The sequence below is a fragment of the Streptomyces sp. NPDC059037 genome (assembly GCF_042740015.1).
Taxonomy (GTDB): Bacteria; Actinomycetota; Actinomycetes; order Streptomycetales; family Streptomycetaceae; genus Streptomyces.
In genome coordinates this window covers 1-21,645 of sequence record NZ_JBHYIG010000168.1, presented here as the reverse complement: position 1 = coordinate 21,645, position 21,645 = coordinate 1, and the positions used below count along the sequence as shown (strand labels likewise).

Genomic DNA, 21,645 nt, shown 5'->3' with positions numbered 1-21,645 from the left:
TGGGTGTGTTTTTTTCATCCGCTGGCGGGGCGCCCCTGCCCGTGTGGTTCACACCCCGCCCCTCGCTGATCCTCCACCACCCCCCCCCCCCCCCACTTCTGCTGTTCTGCGGAGAGCCGGTCGAACAGGGCCTGGCGCACGGCGGAGACGTGCCCGGGCGCGGTCCTGCGCAGCACCTCGTACCCGTCGTCGGTGAGGATCGCGAACTGGCCGCGCTTGTCGGACGGGCAGTCCTCGCGGCGCACCCAGCCGTTCTTCTCCAGGCGCGCGATCGCGTGCGAGAGCCGGGACCGGGTGATCTTGGTGTTCCGCGCGAGCTCGGTCATCCGGAGCCGGCGCCGGGGCGCGACGGACAATTGGACGAGCAGGCCGTAGTAGATGTGCGGCATGCCCGCGTCACGCTGCAACTGACGATCGAGGTGATCCTCCAGGAGCGTGGTGGCGTGCAGATACGCGAGCCAGGTGCGCTGTTCGGCGTCGTCGAGCCAGCGCGGCTCCTCGTCCGGAGGAGAAGTGGGTGCCGTGTCCATGTACTCCACTGTACGCAGCCCTTTCTTGAAGGTTAAACAATGTGGGAGTAGGGTCATCATCGAACAGGAAGCTTGAGAGTTAAAGTAAAACTTCCCGGTACGTTCTCGGAGGCGCCGTCATGACCGAAACCCAGGAGCGCATGCCCGCCCTGTACCTCAGCCACGGCGCGCCGCCGCTCGCCGACGACGCCCACTGGCCGGACGAGCTGAAGGCCTGGTCGGCCGGCCTGCCGCGCCCCAAGGCCATCCTGATGGTCTCCGCCCACTGGGAGGAGGCCCCGCTCGCCCTCGGCGCCACCGAGGCGGTGCCGCTCGTCTACGACTTCTGGGGCTTCCCCGAGCATTACTACCAGGTGACGTATGCCGCTCCGGGCGCCCCTCAACTGGCCGATTCCGTACGTAAATTGCTGCGCGGGGCGGGCATGCCGGTGCAGGATATCCCGGACCGCGGGCTCGACCACGGAGCGTATGTCCCGCTCGTCGAGATGTACCCCGACGCGGACATCCCCGTCCTCCAGATCTCCATGCCCACGCTCGACCCGCAGCGCCTGATGGACATCGGCCGCAGGCTGGCGCCGCTGCGGGACGAGGGCGTGCTGATCGTCGGCAGCGGCTTCTTCACGCACAACCTGGCGGCGCTGCGGCAGGGCGGCATTCCGTCCTGGTCGGCGGAGTTCGACGCGTGGGGGCACGAGGCTCTCGATGCGGGGGACGTGGACGGTCTTCTCGACTTCGAGCACAAGTCCCCGGCGGGGCAGCTGGCGCATCCGCGTACGGAGCATTTCGCTCCGCTGTTCGTGACGCTGGGGGCGGCGGAGGCCGCCGGGGACCTGCGCGGGCAGCGGAGTGTGATCGACGGGTTCTGGATGGGGCTGGCGAAGAGGTCGGTGCAATTCGGTTGAGGGGGGGCGCAGGCGCCCCGTAAGGGGCACGGGGAACTGCGCGACCAGCCACAGACGACCCGCAGACGAAAAGCACTCAGCCCAGCGGCACACTCAGCTCAACCGCACGCAAGGCAGCCGCCAAGGCAACCTCATCGCCGACATCCAGCGCGGTGTCGGTGAACTTGATGACGTGCTCGTCACCGTGAGCCAGCGCCCGCTCAAGAACCTCCTCGGGAGCGAAGCTGCCGGGCGCCGTGTACGCGACCGGCGCATCCGGCGCGTACATCGCGGTAACCGCGGCAGACGCCGTCCAGGCGGCACGCAGGCTCGGCACCCACAGCGCGCGGGGAAGTGCGGGGAGCGTGCGCAGAACCGCGTTCGGCGCAGTAGCCGCGTGCACCAGCATCGTCTCGTCGCCGTGCCCGTGCGTGGCGTACCGATGGGTGGCCGCCCGTACCAGCTCGGTCAGCCTGCGCCGGGCCTCCTCCGGGTCGTCCACCGAGGCGGCCCACACCGGCAGTTGGCTGACGCGGCCGAGGCGGGCGGGGAAACCGCCGTCCGCCCGGTCCGCGATGGGCGGCACGGCGGACAGCGCGGCGGCCGCGCTGTCCGCGCCCGGCAGGGGAGTGACGCCGCTGACGGGGTGGTGGCGGGCGGCCCAGTAGCCGAGGCCGTGGGCGAGTTCGGTGCTGCGGGGTTCGGTCTCCTCGCCGCCGAGCAGGGTGCGGACAGCGTGGCCCACCCGGATCACCGGGTGCGTGGAGCCGCCGTACATCCCGGGCAGCAGCCGGGGCCACCACTCGGCGAGCACATCGCGCCAGGGGCGTTCGGCCACCTCGCGCCCGAAGTACGCGATCCAGTCCGCGGCCCGGCGCGGATCGCCGAGTGCGGTGTGGAGGTCCGCGTCGGTGAGGGGCGCGACGCCCGTGGGGAACTCCTCCAGCTTCGGCGTGTACAGCTCCAGCCAGCGGTGGACCGCTCCGGAGTGCCCGTGCGCGGTGAGCGCCTCGACGGCCATCGGGGCGTGGTTGGTGAGCCGTCCGAGCCGCTCGGGACCGGAGGTGTGCAGGCGCTGCAGGGCTTCGTCGAGGGTGCCTGTGGTGTCCATGGCCGCACGCTAGGCGGGTGCCCGCCCGGGCGTAACGGGCTTGCGGCCTAGGCCTGAGGGCCGAGCGGGCGCTCGTACCAGGCGACGTCCCAGTAGCGGCCGAACTTCCGGCCCACCTCCCGGTACGTGCCGACGTGCCGGAAGCCGAAGCGTTCGTGGAGGCGGTGCGAGGCGTCGTTGGGCTGCGCGATCCCGGCGTACGCACGGTGCAGGTTGTCGTAAGTCGCGGCCTCGTCCTCCAGGGCCTCGAAGAGCGCCTTGTACAGCAGCGTGCCGATGCCGCGGCCGCCGGTGTCCGGAGCGCAGTAGACGCTGACTTCTACAGAAGTGGCGTACGCGGCCTTCGGCCGGAAGGGGCTGCTGGTCGCGTATCCGAGCACACGGCCCGAATCCCGCTCCTGGGCAACCATCAGGCGGTGGGGGCCGTCTTCAGGGTGGGAGAGCAGCCAAGGGCGGCGCTCTTCTGGCAGGAAGACGGCCGTGTCGAATGTGATCGCCGTCTCACGTACGTAGTGGTTGTAGATGTCGGTCAGGGCCACGAGGTCGGCCTCCGTGCCCGGCCTGACCTGCACCTCTGTACGTTCCGACGGCATCCGGCCTCCCTTTGTGGCGGCACAGGGTACTGCAACGTCGCGAAAATAGATGTGCGGCTTGGGAATTCTGTCCGGATTCCAGTCGTTGTTTCCATCGGAAGCAGGGCACCCGGAAGGGTGTGGTTTCCACCACAGAGGCCAGTGAAAAGGCCGACCAGGACCTCCACACGCAAGGGAGCACGCATGGCAACCCGTGCCGTCGCCCGTCGTAAGTCCGCCTCCACCGGCGAGACCGACGCGGCACGCAGTGTTCGCGCCGTAGGCGGGGAGATCGCCGACCGCGACCTGGTCGGCATGTACCTCGACGAGATCGCGCGTACGCCGCTGCTCGACGCCGCCAAGGAAGTCGAGCTGTCCCAGATCATCGAGGCGGGTGTCTACGCGCGAAAGATACTCGACGGGGACGTCGAGGACTCCGTCGCGGGCGCGGCCGCGTCCCGCGACGAGCTGGAGGCGCTGGTCGCCGACGGCGAGCGCGCGAAGGACGTCTTCATCCGGTCGAACCTGCGGCTCGTCGTCGCTGTGGCGCGGCGCTATCCGCGCAGCGGTCTGCCTCTGCTCGACCTGATCCAGGAGGGGAACGCGGGCCTGGTGCGCGCGGTCGAGAAGTTCGACTACGCCAAGGGCTTCAAGTTCTCCACGTACGCCACGTGGTGGATCCGCCAGGCCATCACGCGCTCCATAGCCGATCAGTCGCGCACCATCCGGCTCCCCGTCCACCTGGTGGAGGAGCTGGGCCGGATCCGTCGCGTCCAGCGCGAGTTCAACCGTAAGAACGGCCGCGATCCGGAGCCCGAGGAGGTCGCAGCCGAGCTCGACTCCACCCCGGCGCGGGTCATCGACGTCCTGGACTGGGCCCGCGACCCGGTCTCGCTGAACATGGGCGTGGACGACGACGGCGACACCCAGTTCGGTGACCTCCTCGAGGACACCTCGGCGATCTCGCCCGAGCAGTCGGTCCTGACGCTGCTGCGCAGTGAGGAACTGGACGACCTGATCGGCCGCCTCGACCAGCGCACGGCCTCCATCATCAAGATGCGGTACGGCATCGAGGACGGCCGCGAGCGGACGCTGACGGAGGTCGGCAAGCAGCACGGTCTGACGCGTGAGCGGATCCGGCAGATCGAGAAGCACGCGCTGCTCGAACTGAAGAAGCTGGCGCGGGACACGGGCTTCGACGCGGCGGCCTAGGCGGCCCGCCTTGAGCCGTCCCCTTTAGCTGAGCCCCGGTGCCATCCCCTCGGCATCGGGGCTCGCTTCTTTTCCCGCCCACCCGCCCGATTGCCCGGTGGTACCAAGACCGCTAGCGCGACACCAGGAAGTGGACCTCTCGGGGCCTGATCTCCAGGTCGCTCTGGCCGTCAGGCGTCGCGTCCATCTCGCGGGCGAGGTCGGCCGTGGCCCGGAAGGCCTCCTCGGACTCGTACGCGCCGGTGGTGACGACCGCCCCGCCGTCCGGGGTGACCCAGACCCCGACCGACTCGAAGCCCGGCTGGCTGCGCATCGCGTCGGCGACCTGGTGGCACTCGGCGACGAAGGCGTCGACGTGTTCGGGAGCCGGGTAGTGGAAGGCGACGAAGCCGAATGACATGACGTGCCCCTCTCGACGGAGTTATACGATTCCGTACAAGGTGAGGCTAGGCCCGTTGTGCGGCTTCGTACAACAGGTCGTCGACGGTGAGGTGGGCCACAGATGGGCGCGTTGCGCACGCCGCGGGAGCAGTGGATCGAGGAGGGGCTGCGGGCGCTGGCCGCGGGCGGTGTGGACGCGGTGCGGATCGAGGCGCTCGCCAAGGCGCTCGGGGTGACCAAGGGCGGCTTCTACGGCTACTTCGCCGACCGCGACGCACTGCTGACCGAGATGCTGGACACCTGGGAGCGCGAGTGCGTCGACGACGTCATCGACCGGGTCGAGCGGGAGGGCGGCGACGCACGGGACAGGGTCCGCCTGGCCGGACAGCTCACCTTCTCCAGCGACCGGCTGCTCCGCATCGACCTGGCCATCCGCGAATGGGCCCGCCGCGATCCCGCCGTCGCCGCCCGCCTGCGCCGCGTGGACAACGAACGCATCCAACTGGCGCGCGACGCGATCAGCACCTTCTGCGCCGACCCCGAAGAGGTGGAGGCCCGCGCCCTGCTCGCCTTCTGCACGGCCATCGGCAGCCACTTCCTCGCCGCCGACCACCCGGCAGGCACCCGCGCCCAGGTCATCGGCCGCGCCGCCGACATCATCCTCGACCTACCGCACGGCAGCTCCGGTGGATGAAAGACCCCGGGGCGGGATCACATGCCGGAGGCCCGAGTCAGGCGTGCGCCCAAGTCGCGTAGGTACTGCACCAGTTCCGGCGGCTCGTGTGCCGTGAAGTCGCAGTCGGCCAACGCCAGGCGGACCGCCAGCCATTCGATGGAGTCCGGCACCGTCGACCGCAGGCGGCAGGACGTGTCGGAGATCCGTTCCGGCGTGCCGAGGGCCGCGGGGAGCCGTGCCGCGATGTACTCCGCCGGGGCCGCGAACGTCACGTCGATGGCGTACGACTGCTGACCGCGCCACATGGACTGCCGGATGTACTGCGCGGCGTCCCCCGTCGGCAGCTCCCGCGGGGCGAACCGCGCCCCCGTCGCGAACGGCGACGACACCCGGTCGACGCGGAACGTACGCCAGTCCTCGCGGTCGATGTCGTACGCGACCAGGTACCAGCGACGCCCCGTCGACACCAGGCGGTAGGGCTCGGTCAGGCGGCGCGACTCCGTGCCGTCGCCCGCGCGGTAAGCGAAGCGCAGACGCTCCTGGCCGGCCGCCGCCGAGGCCATCACCGTCAGCGTCTCGGGGGCGATGCTCGCCCCGTCCCCGCTGGTCAGGGGCGTTGTCGCGATCTGGAGGTTGGAGACCCGGTGGCGCAGGCGGCTGGGGAGGACCTGCTCCAGTTTGGCCAGGGCCCGCACGGAGGCCTCCTCCACCCCCTCCACCGCGTGGCCCGCCCCCGCCCGCAGGCCCACCGCGATCGCCACCGCCTCCTCGTCGTCGAGGACCAGCGGCGGCATCGCCTTGCCCGCGACCAGGCGGTATCCGCCGGTCGCGCCCTGGCTCGCCTGGACCGGGTAGCCGAGGTCCCGCAGCCGGTCGATGTCGCGCCGCACCGTGCGGCGGCTGACGCCGAGCCGTTCGGACAGCTCCCCGCCGGGCCACTCCCGCGGGGTCTGGAGCAGGGAGAGGAGCTGCAGCAGCCTTGCCGGGGTGTCCGTGTTGGAACCGCCACCGGTCGGACGCGATGTCGTGTTCTTCGTCATGTTCTTCATGGTGGCCGTCATCTAGGACATCATCTGGCCTATATGGCTCCTAGATTCCTCTCATGACTTTCAGCGACCCCGCCCCCGTGCCACCCACATCCGCCGGCGACCGCCGGCGCTGGTTCGCCCTGGCCATCGTGATGACCGCGGCCTTCATGGACCTCGTCGACGTCACCATCGTCAACATCGCGATCCCCTCCATGAAGCAGGAGACCGGCGCCACGTTCGGCCAGATCCAGTGGATCACCGCGGGCTACGCGCTCGCCTTCGCGGCCGGTCTGATCACCGGCGGGCGGCTCGGCGACATCCACGGGCGCAAGCGGATGTTCCTCATCGGCATCGGCGGCTTCACGCTGGCCTCCGCGCTCTGCGGGTTCGCCGTCAACCCGGAGATGCTCGTCGCATCGCGGATCCTGCAGGGCGGCATGGCCGCGATGATGGTGCCGCAGGTCCTGTCGATCGTGCACGCCACCTTCCCCGCGCACGAGCGGGGCAAGGTCTTCGGGCTCTTCGGGATGGTCGTGGGGCTCGGCGCGGTCTCCGGACCGCTGCTCGGCGCGCTGCTCACCGAGTGGAACCTCTTCGGCCTCGAATGGCGCCCGATCTTCCTCATCAACCTGCCGGTCGGCATAGCGGGGCTCGTTCTCGGTCTGAAGTTCATCAGCGAGTCCAAGGCGCCGAAGGCGCTCAAGCTCGACCTCGTCGGAGTCGTTCTGGTGACGCTCGGCCTGCTGATGGTGCTCTACCCGCTCATCCGTGGGCGGGAGTTGGACTGGCCGCTGTGGGGTTACGTGATGATGGCGGGCGGCATCGTGGTCTTCGGCGCCCTGGTCGCGTACGAGAAGTGGAAGACGGCGAAGGACGGTTCGCCGCTGGTGGAGCTCTCGCTGTTCAAGGTGAAGAGCTTCGCGGCGGGCATCGCGGTGCAGACGGTGTTCGGGATCTCGCTCGGCATCTTCTTCCTGGTCTGGACGCTCTACATGCAGTTCGGGCTCGGCTGGACTCCGCTGAAGGCGGGCGTCACCGGCGTTCCGTTCTCGATCGCCGTCTCGGTGGCGGCCGGCCTCTCCGTGCAGAAGCTCGTCCCGCGGTTCGGCCGCAAGGTGCTGCAGGGCGGCGCGCTCGTCATGGCCACCGGGGTGCTGCTCTACATCTGGGAGGCGAACCGGTACGGCGCGGACCTCGCGCCGTGGCAGATGGCGCTGCCGCTGACCGTGATGGGCGCCGGCATGGGTCTGATCGTCGCCCCGCTGACCGACGCGGTGCTCTCCGACGTCCCGCAGGAGCACTCGGGTTCGGCGTCCGGGCTCATCAACACCGTCCAGCAGATGGGCAACGCGCTCGGGCTCGGCCTCGTGTCCGTGGTGTTCTTCGGCGTGATCGACGAGAAGGTCGAACGGAGCCGGATGCCCGCAGAGTTCATCGACGCGTTCCAGAACTCTCTGTGGTGGGTGGTCGGCGTGCTCGCCGTCATCTTCCTGCTGATGTTCGCCCTGCCGGCCAAGCCCCGGCAGCACGTCGAGGGCGCGGACGCCGCGGCCGATGGCACCGATGGCCTCGGTGAACTCCCGGAGCGGGAGCCCGCGTTGACGTCCTGATCCACCCCGGCGGGGCGCGGCCCGGGCGGAGCCTAGAGCTCCGCCTGGGTCGCCGTCGTGTCCAGGGACTCGAGTACGCCCTCGGGGCTGCCGCCCTTCATGACGGCGGCGCCGATCTCCTTGCGGATGGCCGCCCGGACCGTCGGCCACGACCGCAGATTGCCCGGCTGGAACTGCGCCTGCGGCATCTGGTCGATGAACTTCCACAGCGGGCGCTGCGCCGGGTCCGCCCGCAGCGCGGCCGACGCCGAGCTGGTCACCGGGAGCGCGGCCTGGCCGCCGCCGTACGCCTTGGCCGACTTGCGGCCGTAGAGGTGACTGAGGAACCGGCCGGACGCCTCGCCGTTGCCGTTCTGCCGGAACGCCATCAGCCAGTCGCTCAGGCCGACGGGCGCCGCGGCCCCGCCCTGCCGCCTGGGGAACGCGGTGTGCGCGTAAGGGAACCTGTACTTGTCGGCGGCGCCCATGAGCACCGGATGGGCGACCAGCATCCCGATCCGGCCCTTCATGAACTGGGCGTACGCGTCCGTCCTGTTGAGCCCCGCCGGGTTCGCGCCCGCGAGCCCCTTGCCGACCAGCTCGTCCCGCAGCCAGGCCAGCGTCCGGACATTGCCCGCGGTGTTGAAGTCGTAGCTCGTCAGGCCCGCGTAGCCGCCGTCGTCCGCGAGCAGCCAGGACAGCACCTCGTCCTCGGCGGCCTCGGGGCCCAGTTGCAGGCCGTACGGCGTCTTCACGCCGAGCGTCTTCAGGGCCTGTGCCGCCGCGGCCAACTCGTCCCAGGACGTGGGTGCGGTGATGCGGGCCTGCTTGAACAGGGCCTTGTTGTAGAAGAGGCGCGGGGTGCTGGCCAGGAACGGGATGCCGTACTGGATGTGCTTGACCGATCCCGCCTCCGCGTACGAGCGGGTGAAGTCGGCCTCGGTGCGGATCTCGAAGAGGTCGGACGCGCTGTAGAGCTTGCCGTCCTCGGCGTAGGGGGCGAAGACGTTCGACTGGGCGATGTCGGGTGCCCGGCCGTCCTTCACGCGCCGGGCGAGCGTCCGGTCGAGCTTGTTGAAGGGGACGCGCTCCAGGTCGATCTTGATGGTGGGGTGCGCCTTCTCGAAGGAGGCGATGAGTCCCTTCCACTGGTCGCCGATCGAGGAGCCCACGCTCTCGTCGTAGCTGGCCGCGAGGAGTTTGAGGGTGGTCGTGTCGCCGTCCGACGAGCAGGCGGTGAGCCCGAGCGCGGAGGCGCCGGTGAGACCGGCCGTGTGGAGAAGGAACTGCCGACGACGCACCGCTGTTGCCACCCTTTTTGATCGCGCTTGATCGCACCGCATTCGTTCGGTGGCAGATTCTGTCACACGGGCACTTTATGTCTACGAGGACCTGGTGCGGACGGCTGGCATAGCCTGCCTCGCATGCACGCACATTTGCCCAGCTCGCCCGGTTCGCTCACCGAGCGCCGCAAGGCCGAGACGCGCCTGGACATCGCCCGCACCGCGGCCGCGCTCTTCGTCGAGAACGGGCTGCGCGCCACCCGCGCCGAGGACATCGCCCGTGCCGCGGGCGTCGCCCCGCGCACCCTCTACCGCTACTTCGCGACCAAGGAGGAGGCCGTCGCCCCGCTCTTCGCCGCCGGTGCGCAGCAGTGGGCCGAGGCGGTGCGGGAGGCGCCGGCCGCTCTTCCGGTACGGGACGCGCTGCGGGACGCGGCGGCGCGGGCGCTGGCCGCCGACGACACCGGGGCGGTGGAGTCCCTGGAGTGGGTGCGGTCGCTGCTGCGCATGGCGGGGGAGAGCGCGGCGCTGCGGGCGGTGTGGTCCGACGCCTGCCACGGCTCGGAGCAGACGCTGATCTCCGTGCTCGCCGAGCGGGAGGGGCGCTCCGGTGCTCCCTCGCTGCAGCTTCGGCTCATGGCGGCGCTGGCCAGTGCGGCGGTCCGGGTGGCCGTGGAGACATGGGCCGCCGGTGACGATCCCGCCGGGGGTCCGGCGGGCCCCGCGGCTCTGGCCGGGCGCTGCATCGAGGCGCTGGGGGACTTCCGCAGGCCGTAGGGCCACGTCCGGCACGGACTTCCGGCGGCTCGCTGCCCGGCCGGAAGTCCGTTTGTGTCTGCCTGGGGCCCGAACTTGTTTACTTTCCGGAAATTCAACCGTAGTCTGCGGGGGAATCCACAAGCTCGGGCATCAAGGCGGAGGCGAACGGACATGTACGCACCGGAGCGGCAGCAGGAGATCCTGCGGCTCGCGCGTGACGGCGGCCGGGTCGACGTGCTGTCGCTCGCCGAGGAGTTCCAGGTCACCGCGGAGACCATCCGGCGCGACCTGAAGGCCCTCGACCGCGCCGGTCTCGTACGCCGTGTCCATGGCGGTGCCATCCCGGCCGGGCGCCTCGACTTCGAGCCGGACCTCGCCGAGCGCGAGGGCACATCGGCCGACGAGAAGGACCGCATCGCCAAGGCCGCGCTCGCCGAGCTGCCGGCCGAGGGCAGCGTCATCCTCGACGCGGGCTCGACGGTCGCGCGGCTCGCGGCCTCGCTCCCCCTCGAATCGACGTTCACGGTCGTCACGCACGGCCTGCCCACCGCGGCCCGCCTCGCCGACCACCCCGGCATCCAGCTGCACCTCATCGGCGGCCGGGTACGCAGCCGTACGCGCGCGGCGGTCGACGCGTGGGCGCTGCGGGCGTACGGCGAGATCCGCGCCGACGTCCTCTTCCTCGCCACCAACGGCTTCTCCGCGGAGGCCGGCCTGACCACCCCCGACCTCGCCGAGGCGGCCGTCAAGCGCGCCGCGATCGGCGCGGCCCGCCGGGTGGTCCTGCTCGCGGACTCCACCAAGCACGGCCAGGAACACTTCGCCCGCTTCGGCGACCTGGACGACGTCGACCTCCTGATCACCGACAGCGGCCTCAGCCCCGAGGACGCGGCGGCGATCGAGGGCGGCGGCACGGAGGTGATCCGGGCATGAGCGGCAGCCATGCGGGGAGCGCCGCGCGCGGGGCGGGCGGCGGGCCGAACCCCGGCTTCGCGCGGAGCGCACCGCCGGCTCGCGCCCGCGCCGAGTCTCCGCGACCGGCCCCCGCCTCCGCCGAACCCTCCGCGGACCGCGGGCCGTCGAGCCCCGCGGGCGCGGCGAGCCGTCGGCAGCCGGACCCCACGCACGACAGCAACGAAACGGTACGTACACGCATGATCCTCACCGTCACGCCCAACCCCTCCCTCGACCGCACCTACGAGGTCCCCGCCCTGGACCGCGGTGAGGTCGTGCGGGCCACCGGGGAGCGGATGGACCCGGGCGGCAAGGGCGTCAACGTGTCGCGGGCGGTCGCGGCGGCGGGCGCTGACACCGTCGCCGTGCTGCCGCTCGGCGGGGCGCCCGGCGCGCTGGTCGCGCAGCTCCTCGACGAGCAGGGGATCAGCGTCGCCCCGGTCCCGGTCGCGGGTCACACCCGATCCAACATCGCGGTCGCCGAACCGGACGGCACCCTCACCAAGATCAATGCCCCGGGCCCCGAACTGACCCCGGTCGAGGCGGAGTCGCTGCTCTCCGCCGCCCGTGAACGCTCCGCCGGGGCCGACTGGATCGCCTGCTGCGGCAGCCTCCCGCGCGGCCTCGCGCCTTCCTGGTACGCCGAGTTGGTGGCCCGCGCGCACGCGGCGGGCGCCCGTATCGCCCTGGACACCTCGGGCCCTGCGCTGCTCGCCGCCCTCGCCGAGCGCCCCGACGTGGTCAAGCCGAACGCCGAGGAACTCGCCGAGGCGGTGGGCCGCCCGCTGGCCACGGTCGGCGACGCGGTGAAGGCCGCCGAGGAGCTGCGGGAGCTCGGCGCGCGCTCCGTGCTCGCCAGCCTCGGGGCTGACGGCCAGCTCCTGGTCGACGACTCGGGCACGTACTTCGGCAGCGCCCGCGTCGACGCCGTACGCAGCAACGTCGGCGCCGGTGACTCCTCCCTGGCCGGTTTCCTCATCGCGGGCGGCACCGGCGCGGACGCCCTCGCGTCGGCCGTGGCGCACGGCGCGGCGGCGGTCCGGCTGCCGGGCAGCGCGATGCCGACGCCCGCGGATCTCGCGCCGGACGCGGTCACGGTGACGACGGAGGTCCCCCTGGACCGCGCGCTGACGGAGCCGGCGTCATGACTCCCCGCCCCCACAAGCCAAGTCCCCTGCGAAGGAGCCCGCGATGAGCGAGATGATCACCGCGGAACTGGTCGACCTCGAACTCGACCGGTCCGCCGGAACCAAGGAAGCGGCGGCCCGCGCCCTCGCCGAGCGCATGGTGTCCCTGGGCCGGGTGACCGACCTGGAGGGGTTCCTCGCCGACGTGGCGGCCCGTGAGGCGCAGATGCCGACCGGCCTCGACGGCGGCATCGGCATCCCGCACTGCCGCAGCGCCCATGTCACCGAGCCGACCCTGGCCTTCGGCCGCTCGGCGGACGGCATCGACTTCGGGGCGCCGGACGGCCCCGCGGATCTGATCTTCCTCATCGCCGCTCCGGCGGGCGCGGACGACGCCCACTTGACGATCCTGTCGTCGCTGGCACGGCAGTTGATGGATGAAGGGTTCACGAGTGCGCTGCGGGGTGCGGAGGACGCGGAGACGGCAGCAGACCTGATCCGGGGTGAGGGGCGGGTGGCTGGGGAAACAACGACAGAAACCCCCACCGACCCGCAGTCGAACGACGACCAGCCCCCGGCGGAGCCGTTCCGCATAGTCGCCGTCACGTCCTGCCCCACGGGCATAGCCCACACGTACATGGCCGCAGAGTCCCTCGAGAACGCGGCCCGCGACGCAGACGTGGAACTGACGGTGGAGACGCAGGGCTCCGCCGGCTTCACCCGCCTCGACCCGGCGGTCATCGCCTCCGCGGACGCGGTCATCTTCGCCCACGACGTCCCCGTACGGGACAAGGACCGCTTCACCGGGAAGCCCACGGTCGACGTGGGCGTGAAGGCCGGCATCAGCCGCCCGGCGGAACTCATCGCGGAGGCCCGCGAGAAGGCGGCCCGCGGCGAGATCACCACGGCAAGCGCCCCGAGCCCGGTGGACAACGCGGGCGACAGCGGCGACGGCTACGGCACCAAGCTGCGCAAGTGGCTGATGTCCGGCGTCAGTTACATGGTCCCGTTCGTCGCCGCGGGCGGCCTGCTCATCGCCCTGGGCTTCGCCATCGGCGGCTGGCGGATCGACAAGGCCCCGTCCGTCGCCGAGCACTTCGTGTGGACGGACACCACCAGCTGGGCCGCGCTGCTCTTCCAGGTCGGCGGGCTCGCCTTCGCCTTCCTGGTGCCGGTCCTCGCCGGTTACATCGCGTACGGAATGGCCGACCGGCCCGGTCTGGTCCCCGGCTTCGTCGGCGGTTCGGTCGCCGTCACGATCAACGCGGGCTTCCTCGGCGGCCTCGCGGCGGGTCTGATCGCGGGCGGCGTGGTGATGGGGATCCAGAGGGTCCGGATCCCGACCGTCCTGCGCGGCATCATGCCGGTCGTGGTGATCCCGCTGATCTCTTCGGCGGTCGTCGGCTTCCTGATGTTCCTGGTGATCGGAAAGCCGATCGCCTCGCTGCAGAGCGCGCTCACCGATTGGCTCGAAGGGCTCTCCGGCGCCAACGCGATCATCCTTGGCGTCATCCTCGGCCTGATGATGTGCTTCGACCTCGGCGGCCCGCTGAACAAGGTCGCGTACGCCTTCGCCATCGGCGGCCTCACCAACCCGACCGAGGGCAGCCTCAAGGTGATGGCCGCGGTGATGGCGGCCGGCATGGTCCCGCCGCTCGCCATGGCGCTCGCCACCACCGTCCGCGGCCGTCTCTTCACCAAGACGGAGCGCGAGAACGGCAAGGCGGCCTGGTTCCTCGGCGCCTCCTTCATCACGGAGGGCGCGATCCCGTTCGCCGCGGCCGACCCGCTGCGGGTGATCCCCGCCTCGATGGCGGGCGGCGCGGTCACCGGCGCCCTGTCGATGGCCTTCGGCTGCACGCTGCGGGCCCCGCACGGAGGCATCTTCGTGGTGCCGCTGATCGGCCAGCCGCTGCTCTACCTGGTGGCCATCGCCGCCGGTGTCGGGGTCTCGACCGTGGCGGTCGTCCTGCTCAAGGGGGCCCGGAAGCCGGTTCCTTCGGAGAGCGGGGAGAGCGGCGAGAGCGCGGCGGCCGCTGCGGAAGCCGCGCCGAAGGAGCAGGTCACGGCGGCTGCTTGAGCCCCGTGAGGTCCCGATGGGGCCCTGATGAGGTCCTGACGAGGCCCTGATGAGGCCCCTATGAGGTCCCTATGAGGTCCCTATGAGGTCCCTATGAGGGGGGTTGTGCGACATGCGTCACTTCAGGACGTAAGTCCCACGGCCCCCCTGTCGGAAGTCCCGGATCGTGTTGTCTACTGTGCGGCATGCTCCAGAATGTCTCGATCCTCCAGCAGACAGGCGTGGCCGTGCTCGCTGCCGCGACCGTCGTCTGGGCCGTGGGCCTGGTGCGGGTGCTGCGGCGCGACCGCTCCGACGCGGACGTCTGGCGCCAGGATCAGGCGCTGCGCGCACTGCCCGCGCAGACGGGCCCGCCGCGCGCGGAGACGGTGGAGCTGACGCCGGACGAGCGGGCCGCCTTCGCGGGTCTTGTACGGCAGTTCGGCGAGGGCCGGTCCTAACTGCGCCCTTGGTCAGGAGCGCTGCTGTGGAATGCTCCTGGCCCGCAGTTCCATCGCCTCGCGGGCCGCGTTCTCGGTGACGTACACCTCGCACATGTGCCGCTTGTCCGGCGTGACCGTGTGCTCGACCTCCCAGAGGCTGAGCTCGCTGCCGTCGAAGAGCAGGAACGCGTGCTCGTAGAGCGAGAAGCAGAAGCGGGCCTCGCCGGCCAGGCAGGGGCGCCCGAAGGCCTGCGTGATCTGGTGCGCGAACGCCGAACGCAGCTGCCGCGCGATCTCCTCGCCCGGCCGTCCCGCGCCGACCGGGTTCTCCGCGCGGCGCAGCAGCCGGCGCCCGTGGTCCGCCGAGTCGTCGGGGACGTACGTGTGCCGGGGCTCGTCCGGGGCCGGGAGCTGGAGCACGACGGGCTGCTCGCAGCCGACCGGCGCGGTGTCCGGCGGGAGCGGAAGGCGCGAGGTGGCGACGCCGGCCTCCTCCTCGTCCGCGTACAGCTCGTGCTGGGGGTGGCTGTCGGGGTTCGTGTTGTGCACCAGCTCCCAGAGGGTGAGCGCGCTGGCGTCGGCGAGCAGCCACGTGTGCCGGTACGTCTCGCGGTGCAGGCCCGCGCTGTGGTGCGCGGAGTGCAGCGAACTGTCGTACGCGATCGCCGAGTCCAGGCGCCGTATCGTCTCGTCCGGCAGGTCGAAGGAGTTCAGGGCGCGGCCGAGGAGCCGCTCGAGGTGCTCCTGCGGAGAGTGCGGAGGCTTCTGCTCGGGCGACTGGGGTGGCTCGTACGCTGTCTCGTACTCGTACGGAACGCTCAAGGTTTCTCCCGGCGTTGCTGCATGTCACCTTGTGAGTGCATACCGTAGCCCCTGGGTCGGACATCATGTCCGGGAACGGGAAAACGTACGAGCCGCACGGCAAGTTCCCGTGCGGCTCGTGGTGTTGAGGGGCTGGTGGCCGGGTTCTGCCTAGCCGGCGCTGCCCGCCGTCCACTCGCTCCAGGACATGTTCCAGCCGTTGAGGCCGTTGTCCGGGGCGATGGTCTTGTCCGGGGAGCCCTTGACCGTCACGACGTCCCCGATCAGGGAGTTGTCGTAGAACCACGCGCCCGGCGTGCTGGAGTCGCCCGCGCCCTGCGCGTCCTGCAGGCCGACGCAGCCGTGGCTGGTGTTGGCGCTGCCGAAGATCGAGGGCGAGCCCCAGTAGTTGCCGTGGATGAACGTGCCGGACGAGGACAGGCGCATGGCGTGCGGGACGTCCTTGATGTCGTACTCGCCGCCGAAGCCGACCGTGTCGCCGTTCATGCGGGTCTGCGTGAACTTCTCGGAGATCACCATCTGGCCGTTGTACGTGGGGTTCGACGGGCTGCCCGCGGAGATCGGGATGGTCTTGACGACCTTTCCGTCCCGCTCGACCGTCATCTTCTTGGCCTGCACGTCCACCGTGGAGACCTGGGCGCGGCCGACGGTGAAGCTGACCGTCTTGTTCTGTACGCCGGTGGCGCCTTCCGCGCCCTTCACGCCCTCCAGGTCGATCTTCATCGTGACCTTGGAGCCGGCCTTCCAGTACTCCTCGGGCCTGAAGTCCAGGCGCTGGTCGCCGAACCAGTGGCCGACGACCTTCTGGCCGCTGTCGGATGTGACCTTGATGTGCGACTGGACGTCCTGCTTCTCCGTGATCGCCTTGTCGAAGGTGAAGGAGACGGGCATACCGACGCCGACCTTGGTGCCGCCGTCCGGGTTGTAGCTGCCGATGAAGCTGTTGGCCTTCGAGACGGTCGTGAAGATCGAGTTCTCGGTCGCTTCCTTGCCCTTGGCGTCCTTGGCGTCGGCCGTGATGCGGTACTTCATGCCGCGCTCCAGTTGGGCCTTGGGCTTCCAGCTCGTGCCGTCGGCGGACAGCGTGCCGTCGACGGCGGCACCGGTGGAGACCAGCGTCATCTTCACGTCGGTCAGCTTGCCGCCCTTGACCTTGACGCCCGTGGCGTTGATGGAGGCGCCGGTCGAGCCGTCCTTGGCGGAGATGGTGACGGCGAGGCCGCCGGCTTCCTTGCCCTCGCCGTTCTTGCCGTCGCCCTTCGCGTCCGCGTCGCCGCCGCAGGCCGTGAGGGTCAGCGCACCCGCGGCGGCGAGTGCGGCGGCGGCCAGCAGGGCGCGTCGCCTAGGCCTGGCTGTGTACGACGTTGTCACGGGCTGCTCCATCTATGTGCCAAGTGCGCGTTCTGGTCCAGTACGGGTAAAGAGCGACGTGCAGGCGGAAAGGTTCCGTCCGGATGGTGTGAGCACAGGCACAGCGAAGCCGCCCCAACCTGCCCTGGTTGGTGCGGCTTTGGGGCTGTGTCTGGGGTGGGCCTACTTGCCGTAGAGGTCGAGATACGAGGGGAACGTGCCGCCGGGGGTGCGCACGGACTCCGCGGCCAGCATCGCCCGGACGATCGCGGTGGTCACCAGGTCGGCGCCCGCCGCGAGGATCTCGTTGAGGGCGAGGGGGTTGTCGGCGGCCAGCGCGTGCTCGCCGGTGGCGAGGGCGAAGACGGTGTCCCCGTCGTTGAGGAGATGGACGGGGCGCACGGCGCGGGCCATGCCGTCGTGCGATGTGCCGGCCAGCTTCTGCGCCTGGGCCTTGGTGAGTTCGGCGTCCGTGGCGACCACGGCGAGGGTGGTGTTCAGCGGCGGCGGCCCGTTCTCGGCGGCGGCTTCGGCGAGACGTCGCTTGGCCTCTTCGTGGATCTCGGGTGAGGGGTAGGCGTTCTGCCGCCCCTCGAAGGACTGGAAGTGCTCGAAGTACTGGAAGTGCTGGAAGTGCTGGAAGAACCGCCCGTACAGCGCGCCGGTCTCCGGGTCGAACCCCGAACCCGCGGCGTTCGCCACGACCAGGGCGGCCACCGTGATGCCCGAGTCGAGCCGGACGGCGGCGCTGCCGATGCCGCCCTTGACCTTGCCGACCACCGCGCCGGTACCCGCGCCGACGTTGCCCTCCTGGACCGGGGCGAAGAGCTCGGTGAGCGCGGCGGCCTCCACGGCGGCGCGACCGGTCGACGCATCGGGTCGAGCCTTGAAGTCGCCGCCCCTGCCCAGGTCGAAGACGCAGGCGGCAGGCACCACGGGAACGACATGAGAGGGATCAGGACCCACCCGCACGCCCCGCCCCTGCTCCTCCAGCCACGCCACCACCCCGGAAGCGGAGTCGAGGCCGTAGGCGCTGCCGCCCGTCAGAACGACCGCCTCGACACGCTGCACCAGATTCCGCGGGTCGAGCGCATCCGTCTCCCGCGTACCGGGCCCACCACCCCGCACATCCACGGCGGCAACGGCACCACCCTCTGGTGCGAGCACGACGGTGGCCCCGGTGAGATGACCCGGGTGACCGTCCCCACCGAGCGTCGCGTGCCCGACCCGCAGGCCCCGGACGTCGGTCAGCGAGCCGGGGGCGGGATGGCTCGGGATGTCGGCCGGGGAGTGGGTGGTGGAGTGGGTGGCGGGGTGGTTCGGGACGTCGGAAGTCATGCCGACCTACGTATCACGCGAGACGCGCCGGGCGGGGCGGGCCGCCACGTATGAGCCATCCGCGGGTGGGGGCGAGTGGCGTGCGTGTGGTCGTCCGCCGGGCCGGGGCGAGTCAGTCGCTTGCGGCTGCCACCATGCGTCGCGTCAGGGTCACCCCGGTCGCGACCGTCGCCGTCGCGACGAGGCCCGCCACCGGCACCGCCCAGCTCCCCGCGAACGTACTCGCGAGCGTCGCCAACGCCCCACCTGGCAACACCAGTTGCTGCGCGATGCCCACCTTGTAGTAGCGGGAGTGCAGCAGCCATACCGTCAGGAGGTACAGCGCCATCGGTACGGTCACCGATGCGGACGCGGCCAGTGTCGAGATGTGTGCCTTGCCGACGGCCTGCTCGACCGCGACCTCGATGCCGGCACCGATCGCCGCGGCCGCGCCGAGGATGAAGTAGTGCCCGTAACCCCACAGGAACGCCTGCCGGTTGGTGCTCAGGCGGCCGTGGATCGGCACGACGAAGTAGATCCACCAGGCGGCGAAGACCATGAGGAGGCCGCCCGCGGCGATGGGCAGGAGCTCGCCCAGCTCGTCGCTCTCGTCGATGCCGGACTTCACGGCGACGGTCGCCGCCGCGATCGTCTCGCCGAGCACGATGATGGTGAACAGGCCGTACCGCTCCGCGATGTGATGCGGATGCCAGGGCGTGGTGTAGGCCCGCTCGGCGATGACGGGTACGCACATCTCGGCGATCGCCATCACCAGGAACAGCCACCCACGGGCGTCCTCCGGCAGGAAGAGCAGCCCGGACCAGCCGATCTGACAGAGCAGCACACCCACGGCGTACCGCAGCGCGGTGCGGCGTTCCTCCCCGCTCGCGGCGGACGCGACACGCAGCCACTGCGTGGTGAGCGCGACCCGCATGATCAGGTAGCCGAGCCAGATGAGCAGGAAGTCGTGGTCCTGGAACCCCTTGGAGACCCCCGCGGCGAAGACGAGCACACCGGCGATCTGGACGAGCGTGACGACCCGGAAGAGCACGTCGTCGTTGTCGTACGCCGACGCGAACCACGAGAAGTTGACCCACGCCCAGAACAGCGCGAAGAACACCATCGCGTAGTTGAGGATCCCCTCGCCCGCGTGGCCCTCGGCGATCGCATGCACCAGCTCGGCACCGGCCTGGGCGACCGCCACGACGAAACAGAGGTCGAAGAAGAGTTCCAGCGGGGTCGCCGCCCGGTGCTCCTCGTCCCGCCCGCGCGCGACCAGGGGGCGCAGGGTGGCCGATGCGGGGACCGGGCGGCCGGGGTGCCCGGAGCCGGAACCTGGGTCTGGGGTCGGCGCGGAGGCCGGTGTGGATGCCATGCCCAAAGCACAGCAGAAGCTCTGGGCCGAATGCGGCTGCGGCACCCGTTCCCACCCGATGGACACCCGCCCGGACGCGGCACGCACGGGCGCGGCACCCACAGGGGTCCGAAGTCCCGCGGAGCCCGCGCTCTTTGTCCTGGTCACCTGGTGCCCAAGGCCTCTGCTCCCGGCGGCGCGCGGGGCCGATCGTGGAAATGTCAGGCCCCGGAGCAAGGTCGGGACCCGTAGCGAACTGGGGACCAACATGAGATCGCCTGCCGCCCAAGAAGCGCCGACCGCACCCGTACGCACGTCGTACGACCCCGCGCAGTACCGTCCCGGCCGCACCATCACCGACTGGGAGCCGGAGAACGAACTCTTCTGGAAGTCCACCGGCAAGAAGGTCGCCACCCGCAACCTGTGGATCGCGGTCCCCGCCCTCCTCGTCGCCTTCGTGGTCTGGCAGGTCTGGTCGGTCACCGCGACCAACCTCAAGGACGTCGGCTTCGGCTTCTCCACGTCCCAGCTGTTCTGGCTGACGGCGGTCCCGGGCCTCACGGGCGGCACGGCCCGGATCATCTACACCTTCCTCGGCCCGATGATCGGCCAGCGCCGCTTCACCGCGCTCTCCACGATCGTCCTGGTCGTCCCGCTGATCTGGCTCGGCATCGCGGTCCAGAACCCCGACACCTCGTACGGCGTGATGATCGCCATCGCGGCCCTGTGCGGCGTCGGCGGCGCCAACTTCGCCTCGTCCCTCGCCAACATCGGCTTCTTCTTCCCCAAGAAGGACAAGGGCAACGCGACCGGCATCAACGGCGGCCTCGGCAACCTCGGAGTCTCCGTCGTCCAGCTGGTCACCCCGATCGTCATCACCAGCTCGGTCATCGCGGTCGGCTCGGCCCGGCACAAGGCCGACGGCACACCGGTCTGGCTGCAGAACGCCGCGTTCCTGTGGGTGCCCGTCCTGGTGATCCTGGCCGTCATCGCCTGGTTCGGCCAGAACGACCTGAAGGTCGCGTCGACCCCCTTCAGCAAGCAGAAGGTCATCTTCAAGCGCAAGCACAACTGGCTGATGACCTGGCTCTACGTCGGCACGTTCGGCTCCTTCATCGGCTTCGCCGCAGCCCTGCCGATGCTCATCAAGACCACGTTCACGCCCATCGACGCGGCCTACTCCGCGGCGACGTACGCCTGGATGGGCCCGGCCGTGGGCGCGCTCGCCCGATGGGCCGGCGGCTGGATCGCCGACAAGATCGGCGGGGCGCGGGTCACCATCATCTCGTTCGTGGGCATGGCCCTCTCGATCATCGGCGTCATCAACTTCCTTCCCTCCGGCGGCGACAACGGCAACTTCTGGGGCTTCCTCGCCTGCTTCCTGTGCGCGTTCTTCTTCTCCGGCATCGGCAACGGCTCGACGTTCCGGCAGATCCCGGTGATCTTCCGTGACCAGCATCTGAAGGGCCTGACCGAGGGCACGCCCGAGTACGCGAGGGCGCTCAAGCAGTCCGAGATGGAGGCGGGCGCCGTCACCGGATTCACCTCCGCCGTCGCGGCGTACGGCTTCTTCCTCATCCCGGCGATGTTCGCCAACTTCCCGGTCACCGGCGCGATGTGGGGCTTCGTGGCCTTCTACGCCGGCTGCGTCGCCGTCTGCTGGTGGTTCTACGCCCGCAAGGGCGCCGAGTCCCCGAGCTGAGGGACCTTTGGTCCCGCATCGAGGACCATTGCGGCCCCCCGAGCCGCCCCGGCGGAGGTGCAATGGACGCAGAGCGAAAAGGCGATTCGGAAGGTGCGGTTCATGACTGCCACTCCTGCGGAAACGAAGGTGCCGACAGAGCACGGCCAGGCTTGGGACGGCTTCAAGGGCGGCCTGTGGCGGGACGCCATCGACGTCCGGGACTTCGTACAGCACAACTACACGCCGTACGAGGGCGACGGCTCCTTCCTCGCGGGACCGACCGAACGCACCACCCAGGTCTGGCAGAAGCTCCTGTCGATGTTCCCGACGGAGAACGAGCGCGGCATCTACGACGTCGACGTGCGGACCCCGTCCCGCATCGACGCCTTCGAGCCGGGCTTCGTCGACGCGGATCTCGACCTCGTCGTCGGCCTGCAGACCGACGCCCCGCTGAACCGCGCCATCATGCCGAACGGCGGCCTGCGGATGGTCGAGAACAGCCTGAAGGCGTAC

21 protein-coding genes are annotated in these 21,645 nt (G+C 70.5%); 11 read left to right on the top strand and 10 right to left on the bottom strand.

Going from position 1 to position 21,645, the window contains the following annotated elements; translation table 11 throughout:
• Positions 1 to 14: 14 nt before the first annotated feature.
• Positions 15 to 539, bottom strand: coding sequence for a MarR family winged helix-turn-helix transcriptional regulator (locus ACFWY6_RS28945; RefSeq protein ID WP_384696281.1), 525 nt, complete (start codon positions 537 to 539; stop codon positions 15 to 17).
• Positions 540 to 670: 131 nt separating this feature from the next.
• Here ACFWY6_RS28945 and ACFWY6_RS28940 point away from each other — a divergent pair, with 131 nt between their 5' ends.
• Positions 671 to 1,432, top strand: a complete 762-nt coding sequence (locus ACFWY6_RS28940) for a dioxygenase (RefSeq protein WP_384696290.1) — start codon at positions 671 to 673, stop codon at positions 1,430 to 1,432.
• Positions 1,433 to 1,508: 76 nt separating this feature from the next.
• Here the strand turns inward: ACFWY6_RS28940 and ACFWY6_RS28935 are convergent, their stop codons facing one another.
• Together ACFWY6_RS28935 and ACFWY6_RS28930 are read right to left on the bottom strand one after the other, a co-directional pair.
• The gene (locus tag ACFWY6_RS28935) at positions 1,509 to 2,522 is read right to left on the bottom strand and encodes a questin oxidase family protein (RefSeq protein WP_384696278.1); all 1,014 of its coding nucleotides are present in this window, start codon (positions 2,520 to 2,522) and stop codon (positions 1,509 to 1,511) included.
• Positions 2,523 to 2,569: 47 nt separating this feature from the next.
• Positions 2,570 to 3,115 (bottom strand): GNAT family N-acetyltransferase, encoded by a 546-nt coding sequence (locus ACFWY6_RS28930; protein ID WP_384696275.1) that lies wholly within the window; start codon positions 3,113 to 3,115, stop codon positions 2,570 to 2,572.
• 183 nt (positions 3,116 to 3,298) lie between these two features.
• Here ACFWY6_RS28930 and ACFWY6_RS28925 point away from each other — a divergent pair, with 183 nt between their 5' ends.
• Entirely contained in the window at positions 3,299 to 4,306 is a 1,008-nt protein-coding gene (locus tag ACFWY6_RS28925; protein ID WP_266865865.1) for an RNA polymerase sigma factor RpoD/SigA, read from the top strand.
• Between the two features lie 112 nt (positions 4,307 to 4,418).
• Here the strand turns inward: ACFWY6_RS28925 and ACFWY6_RS28920 are convergent, their stop codons facing one another.
• Positions 4,419 to 4,706, bottom strand: a complete 288-nt coding sequence (locus ACFWY6_RS28920; RefSeq protein ID WP_384696271.1) for an antibiotic biosynthesis monooxygenase — start codon at positions 4,704 to 4,706, stop codon at positions 4,419 to 4,421.
• Positions 4,707 to 4,808: 102 nt separating this feature from the next.
• Here ACFWY6_RS28920 and ACFWY6_RS28915 point away from each other — a divergent pair, with 102 nt between their 5' ends.
• Positions 4,809 to 5,381: a TetR/AcrR family transcriptional regulator gene (locus ACFWY6_RS28915; protein ID WP_384696268.1), complete on the top strand. Its 573-nt coding sequence runs from the start codon at positions 4,809 to 4,811 to the stop codon at positions 5,379 to 5,381.
• A gap of 17 nt (positions 5,382 to 5,398) precedes the next feature.
• On the opposite strand, the gene ACFWY6_RS28910 is transcribed toward ACFWY6_RS28915, so the two are convergent.
• A complete protein-coding gene (locus ACFWY6_RS28910) occupies positions 5,399 to 6,403 on the bottom strand; it encodes a helix-turn-helix transcriptional regulator (protein ID WP_384696287.1) in 1,005 nt (334 codons plus the stop codon).
• Between the two features lie 62 nt (positions 6,404 to 6,465).
• Here ACFWY6_RS28910 and ACFWY6_RS28905 point away from each other — a divergent pair, with 62 nt between their 5' ends.
• Positions 6,466 to 8,001 carry an MFS transporter gene (locus ACFWY6_RS28905; protein ID WP_384696266.1) on the top strand — a complete coding sequence of 512 codons (1,536 nt, stop codon included), beginning with the start codon at positions 6,466 to 6,468 and terminating at the stop codon, positions 7,999 to 8,001.
• 32 nt (positions 8,002 to 8,033) lie between these two features.
• On the opposite strand, the gene ACFWY6_RS28900 is transcribed toward ACFWY6_RS28905, so the two are convergent.
• On the bottom strand, positions 8,034 to 9,281 hold the full coding sequence (locus ACFWY6_RS28900) for an ABC transporter substrate-binding protein (protein WP_384696264.1): 1,248 nt from the start codon (positions 9,279 to 9,281) through the stop codon (positions 8,034 to 8,036).
• 123 nt (positions 9,282 to 9,404) lie between these two features.
• On the opposite strand from ACFWY6_RS28900, the gene ACFWY6_RS28895 reads away from it, so the two are divergent.
• From ACFWY6_RS28895 to ACFWY6_RS28875, 5 genes are all read left to right on the top strand, one after another.
• Positions 9,405 to 10,040, top strand: a complete 636-nt coding sequence (locus tag ACFWY6_RS28895; protein WP_384696261.1) for a TetR/AcrR family transcriptional regulator — start codon at positions 9,405 to 9,407, stop codon at positions 10,038 to 10,040.
• Between the two features lie 153 nt (positions 10,041 to 10,193).
• Positions 10,194 to 10,955 (top strand): DeoR/GlpR family DNA-binding transcription regulator, encoded by a 762-nt coding sequence (locus tag ACFWY6_RS28890; RefSeq protein ID WP_363270000.1) that lies wholly within the window; start codon positions 10,194 to 10,196, stop codon positions 10,953 to 10,955.
• 221 nt (positions 10,956 to 11,176) lie between these two features.
• The gene (pfkB, locus tag ACFWY6_RS28885; RefSeq protein WP_384696284.1) at positions 11,177 to 12,124 is read left to right on the top strand and encodes a 1-phosphofructokinase; all 948 of its coding nucleotides are present in this window, start codon (positions 11,177 to 11,179) and stop codon (positions 12,122 to 12,124) included.
• Positions 12,125 to 12,167: 43 nt separating this feature from the next.
• Positions 12,168 to 14,183: a fructose-specific PTS transporter subunit EIIC gene (locus ACFWY6_RS28880; protein ID WP_384696257.1), complete on the top strand. Its 2,016-nt coding sequence runs from the start codon at positions 12,168 to 12,170 to the stop codon at positions 14,181 to 14,183.
• Positions 14,184 to 14,368: 185 nt separating this feature from the next.
• On the top strand, positions 14,369 to 14,623 hold the full coding sequence (locus ACFWY6_RS28875) for a hypothetical protein (protein WP_384696254.1): 255 nt from the start codon (positions 14,369 to 14,371) through the stop codon (positions 14,621 to 14,623).
• A gap of 12 nt (positions 14,624 to 14,635) precedes the next feature.
• On the opposite strand, the gene ACFWY6_RS28870 is transcribed toward ACFWY6_RS28875, so the two are convergent.
• The 4 genes from ACFWY6_RS28870 to ACFWY6_RS28855 all read right to left on the bottom strand — a co-directional run bounded on the left by ACFWY6_RS28870 (position 14,636) and on the right by ACFWY6_RS28855 (position 19,469).
• Positions 14,636 to 15,427 carry a DUF6227 family protein gene (locus ACFWY6_RS28870; protein WP_384696251.1) on the bottom strand — a complete coding sequence of 264 codons (792 nt, stop codon included), beginning with the start codon at positions 15,425 to 15,427 and terminating at the stop codon, positions 14,636 to 14,638.
• A 150-nt stretch (positions 15,428 to 15,577) separates the two neighbouring features.
• A complete protein-coding gene (locus tag ACFWY6_RS28865; RefSeq protein WP_384696248.1) occupies positions 15,578 to 16,810 on the bottom strand; it encodes an Ig-like domain-containing protein in 1,233 nt (410 codons plus the stop codon).
• 150 nt (positions 16,811 to 16,960) lie between these two features.
• Positions 16,961 to 18,115 (bottom strand): P1 family peptidase, encoded by a 1,155-nt coding sequence (locus ACFWY6_RS28860; RefSeq protein ID WP_384696245.1) that lies wholly within the window; start codon positions 18,113 to 18,115, stop codon positions 16,961 to 16,963.
• Between the two features lie 112 nt (positions 18,116 to 18,227).
• A complete protein-coding gene (locus tag ACFWY6_RS28855; protein WP_384696242.1) occupies positions 18,228 to 19,469 on the bottom strand; it encodes a low temperature requirement protein A in 1,242 nt (413 codons plus the stop codon).
• Between the two features lie 247 nt (positions 19,470 to 19,716).
• Between ACFWY6_RS28855 and ACFWY6_RS28850 the strand changes: the two genes are divergently transcribed.
• A complete protein-coding gene (locus ACFWY6_RS28850; RefSeq protein WP_384696239.1) occupies positions 19,717 to 21,150 on the top strand; it encodes a NarK family nitrate/nitrite MFS transporter in 1,434 nt (477 codons plus the stop codon).
• A 102-nt stretch (positions 21,151 to 21,252) separates the two neighbouring features.
• Positions 21,253 to 21,645 (top strand): pyruvate formate lyase family protein (locus ACFWY6_RS28845; protein ID WP_384696236.1); only part of this gene is annotated, 393 nt, incomplete at its 3' end.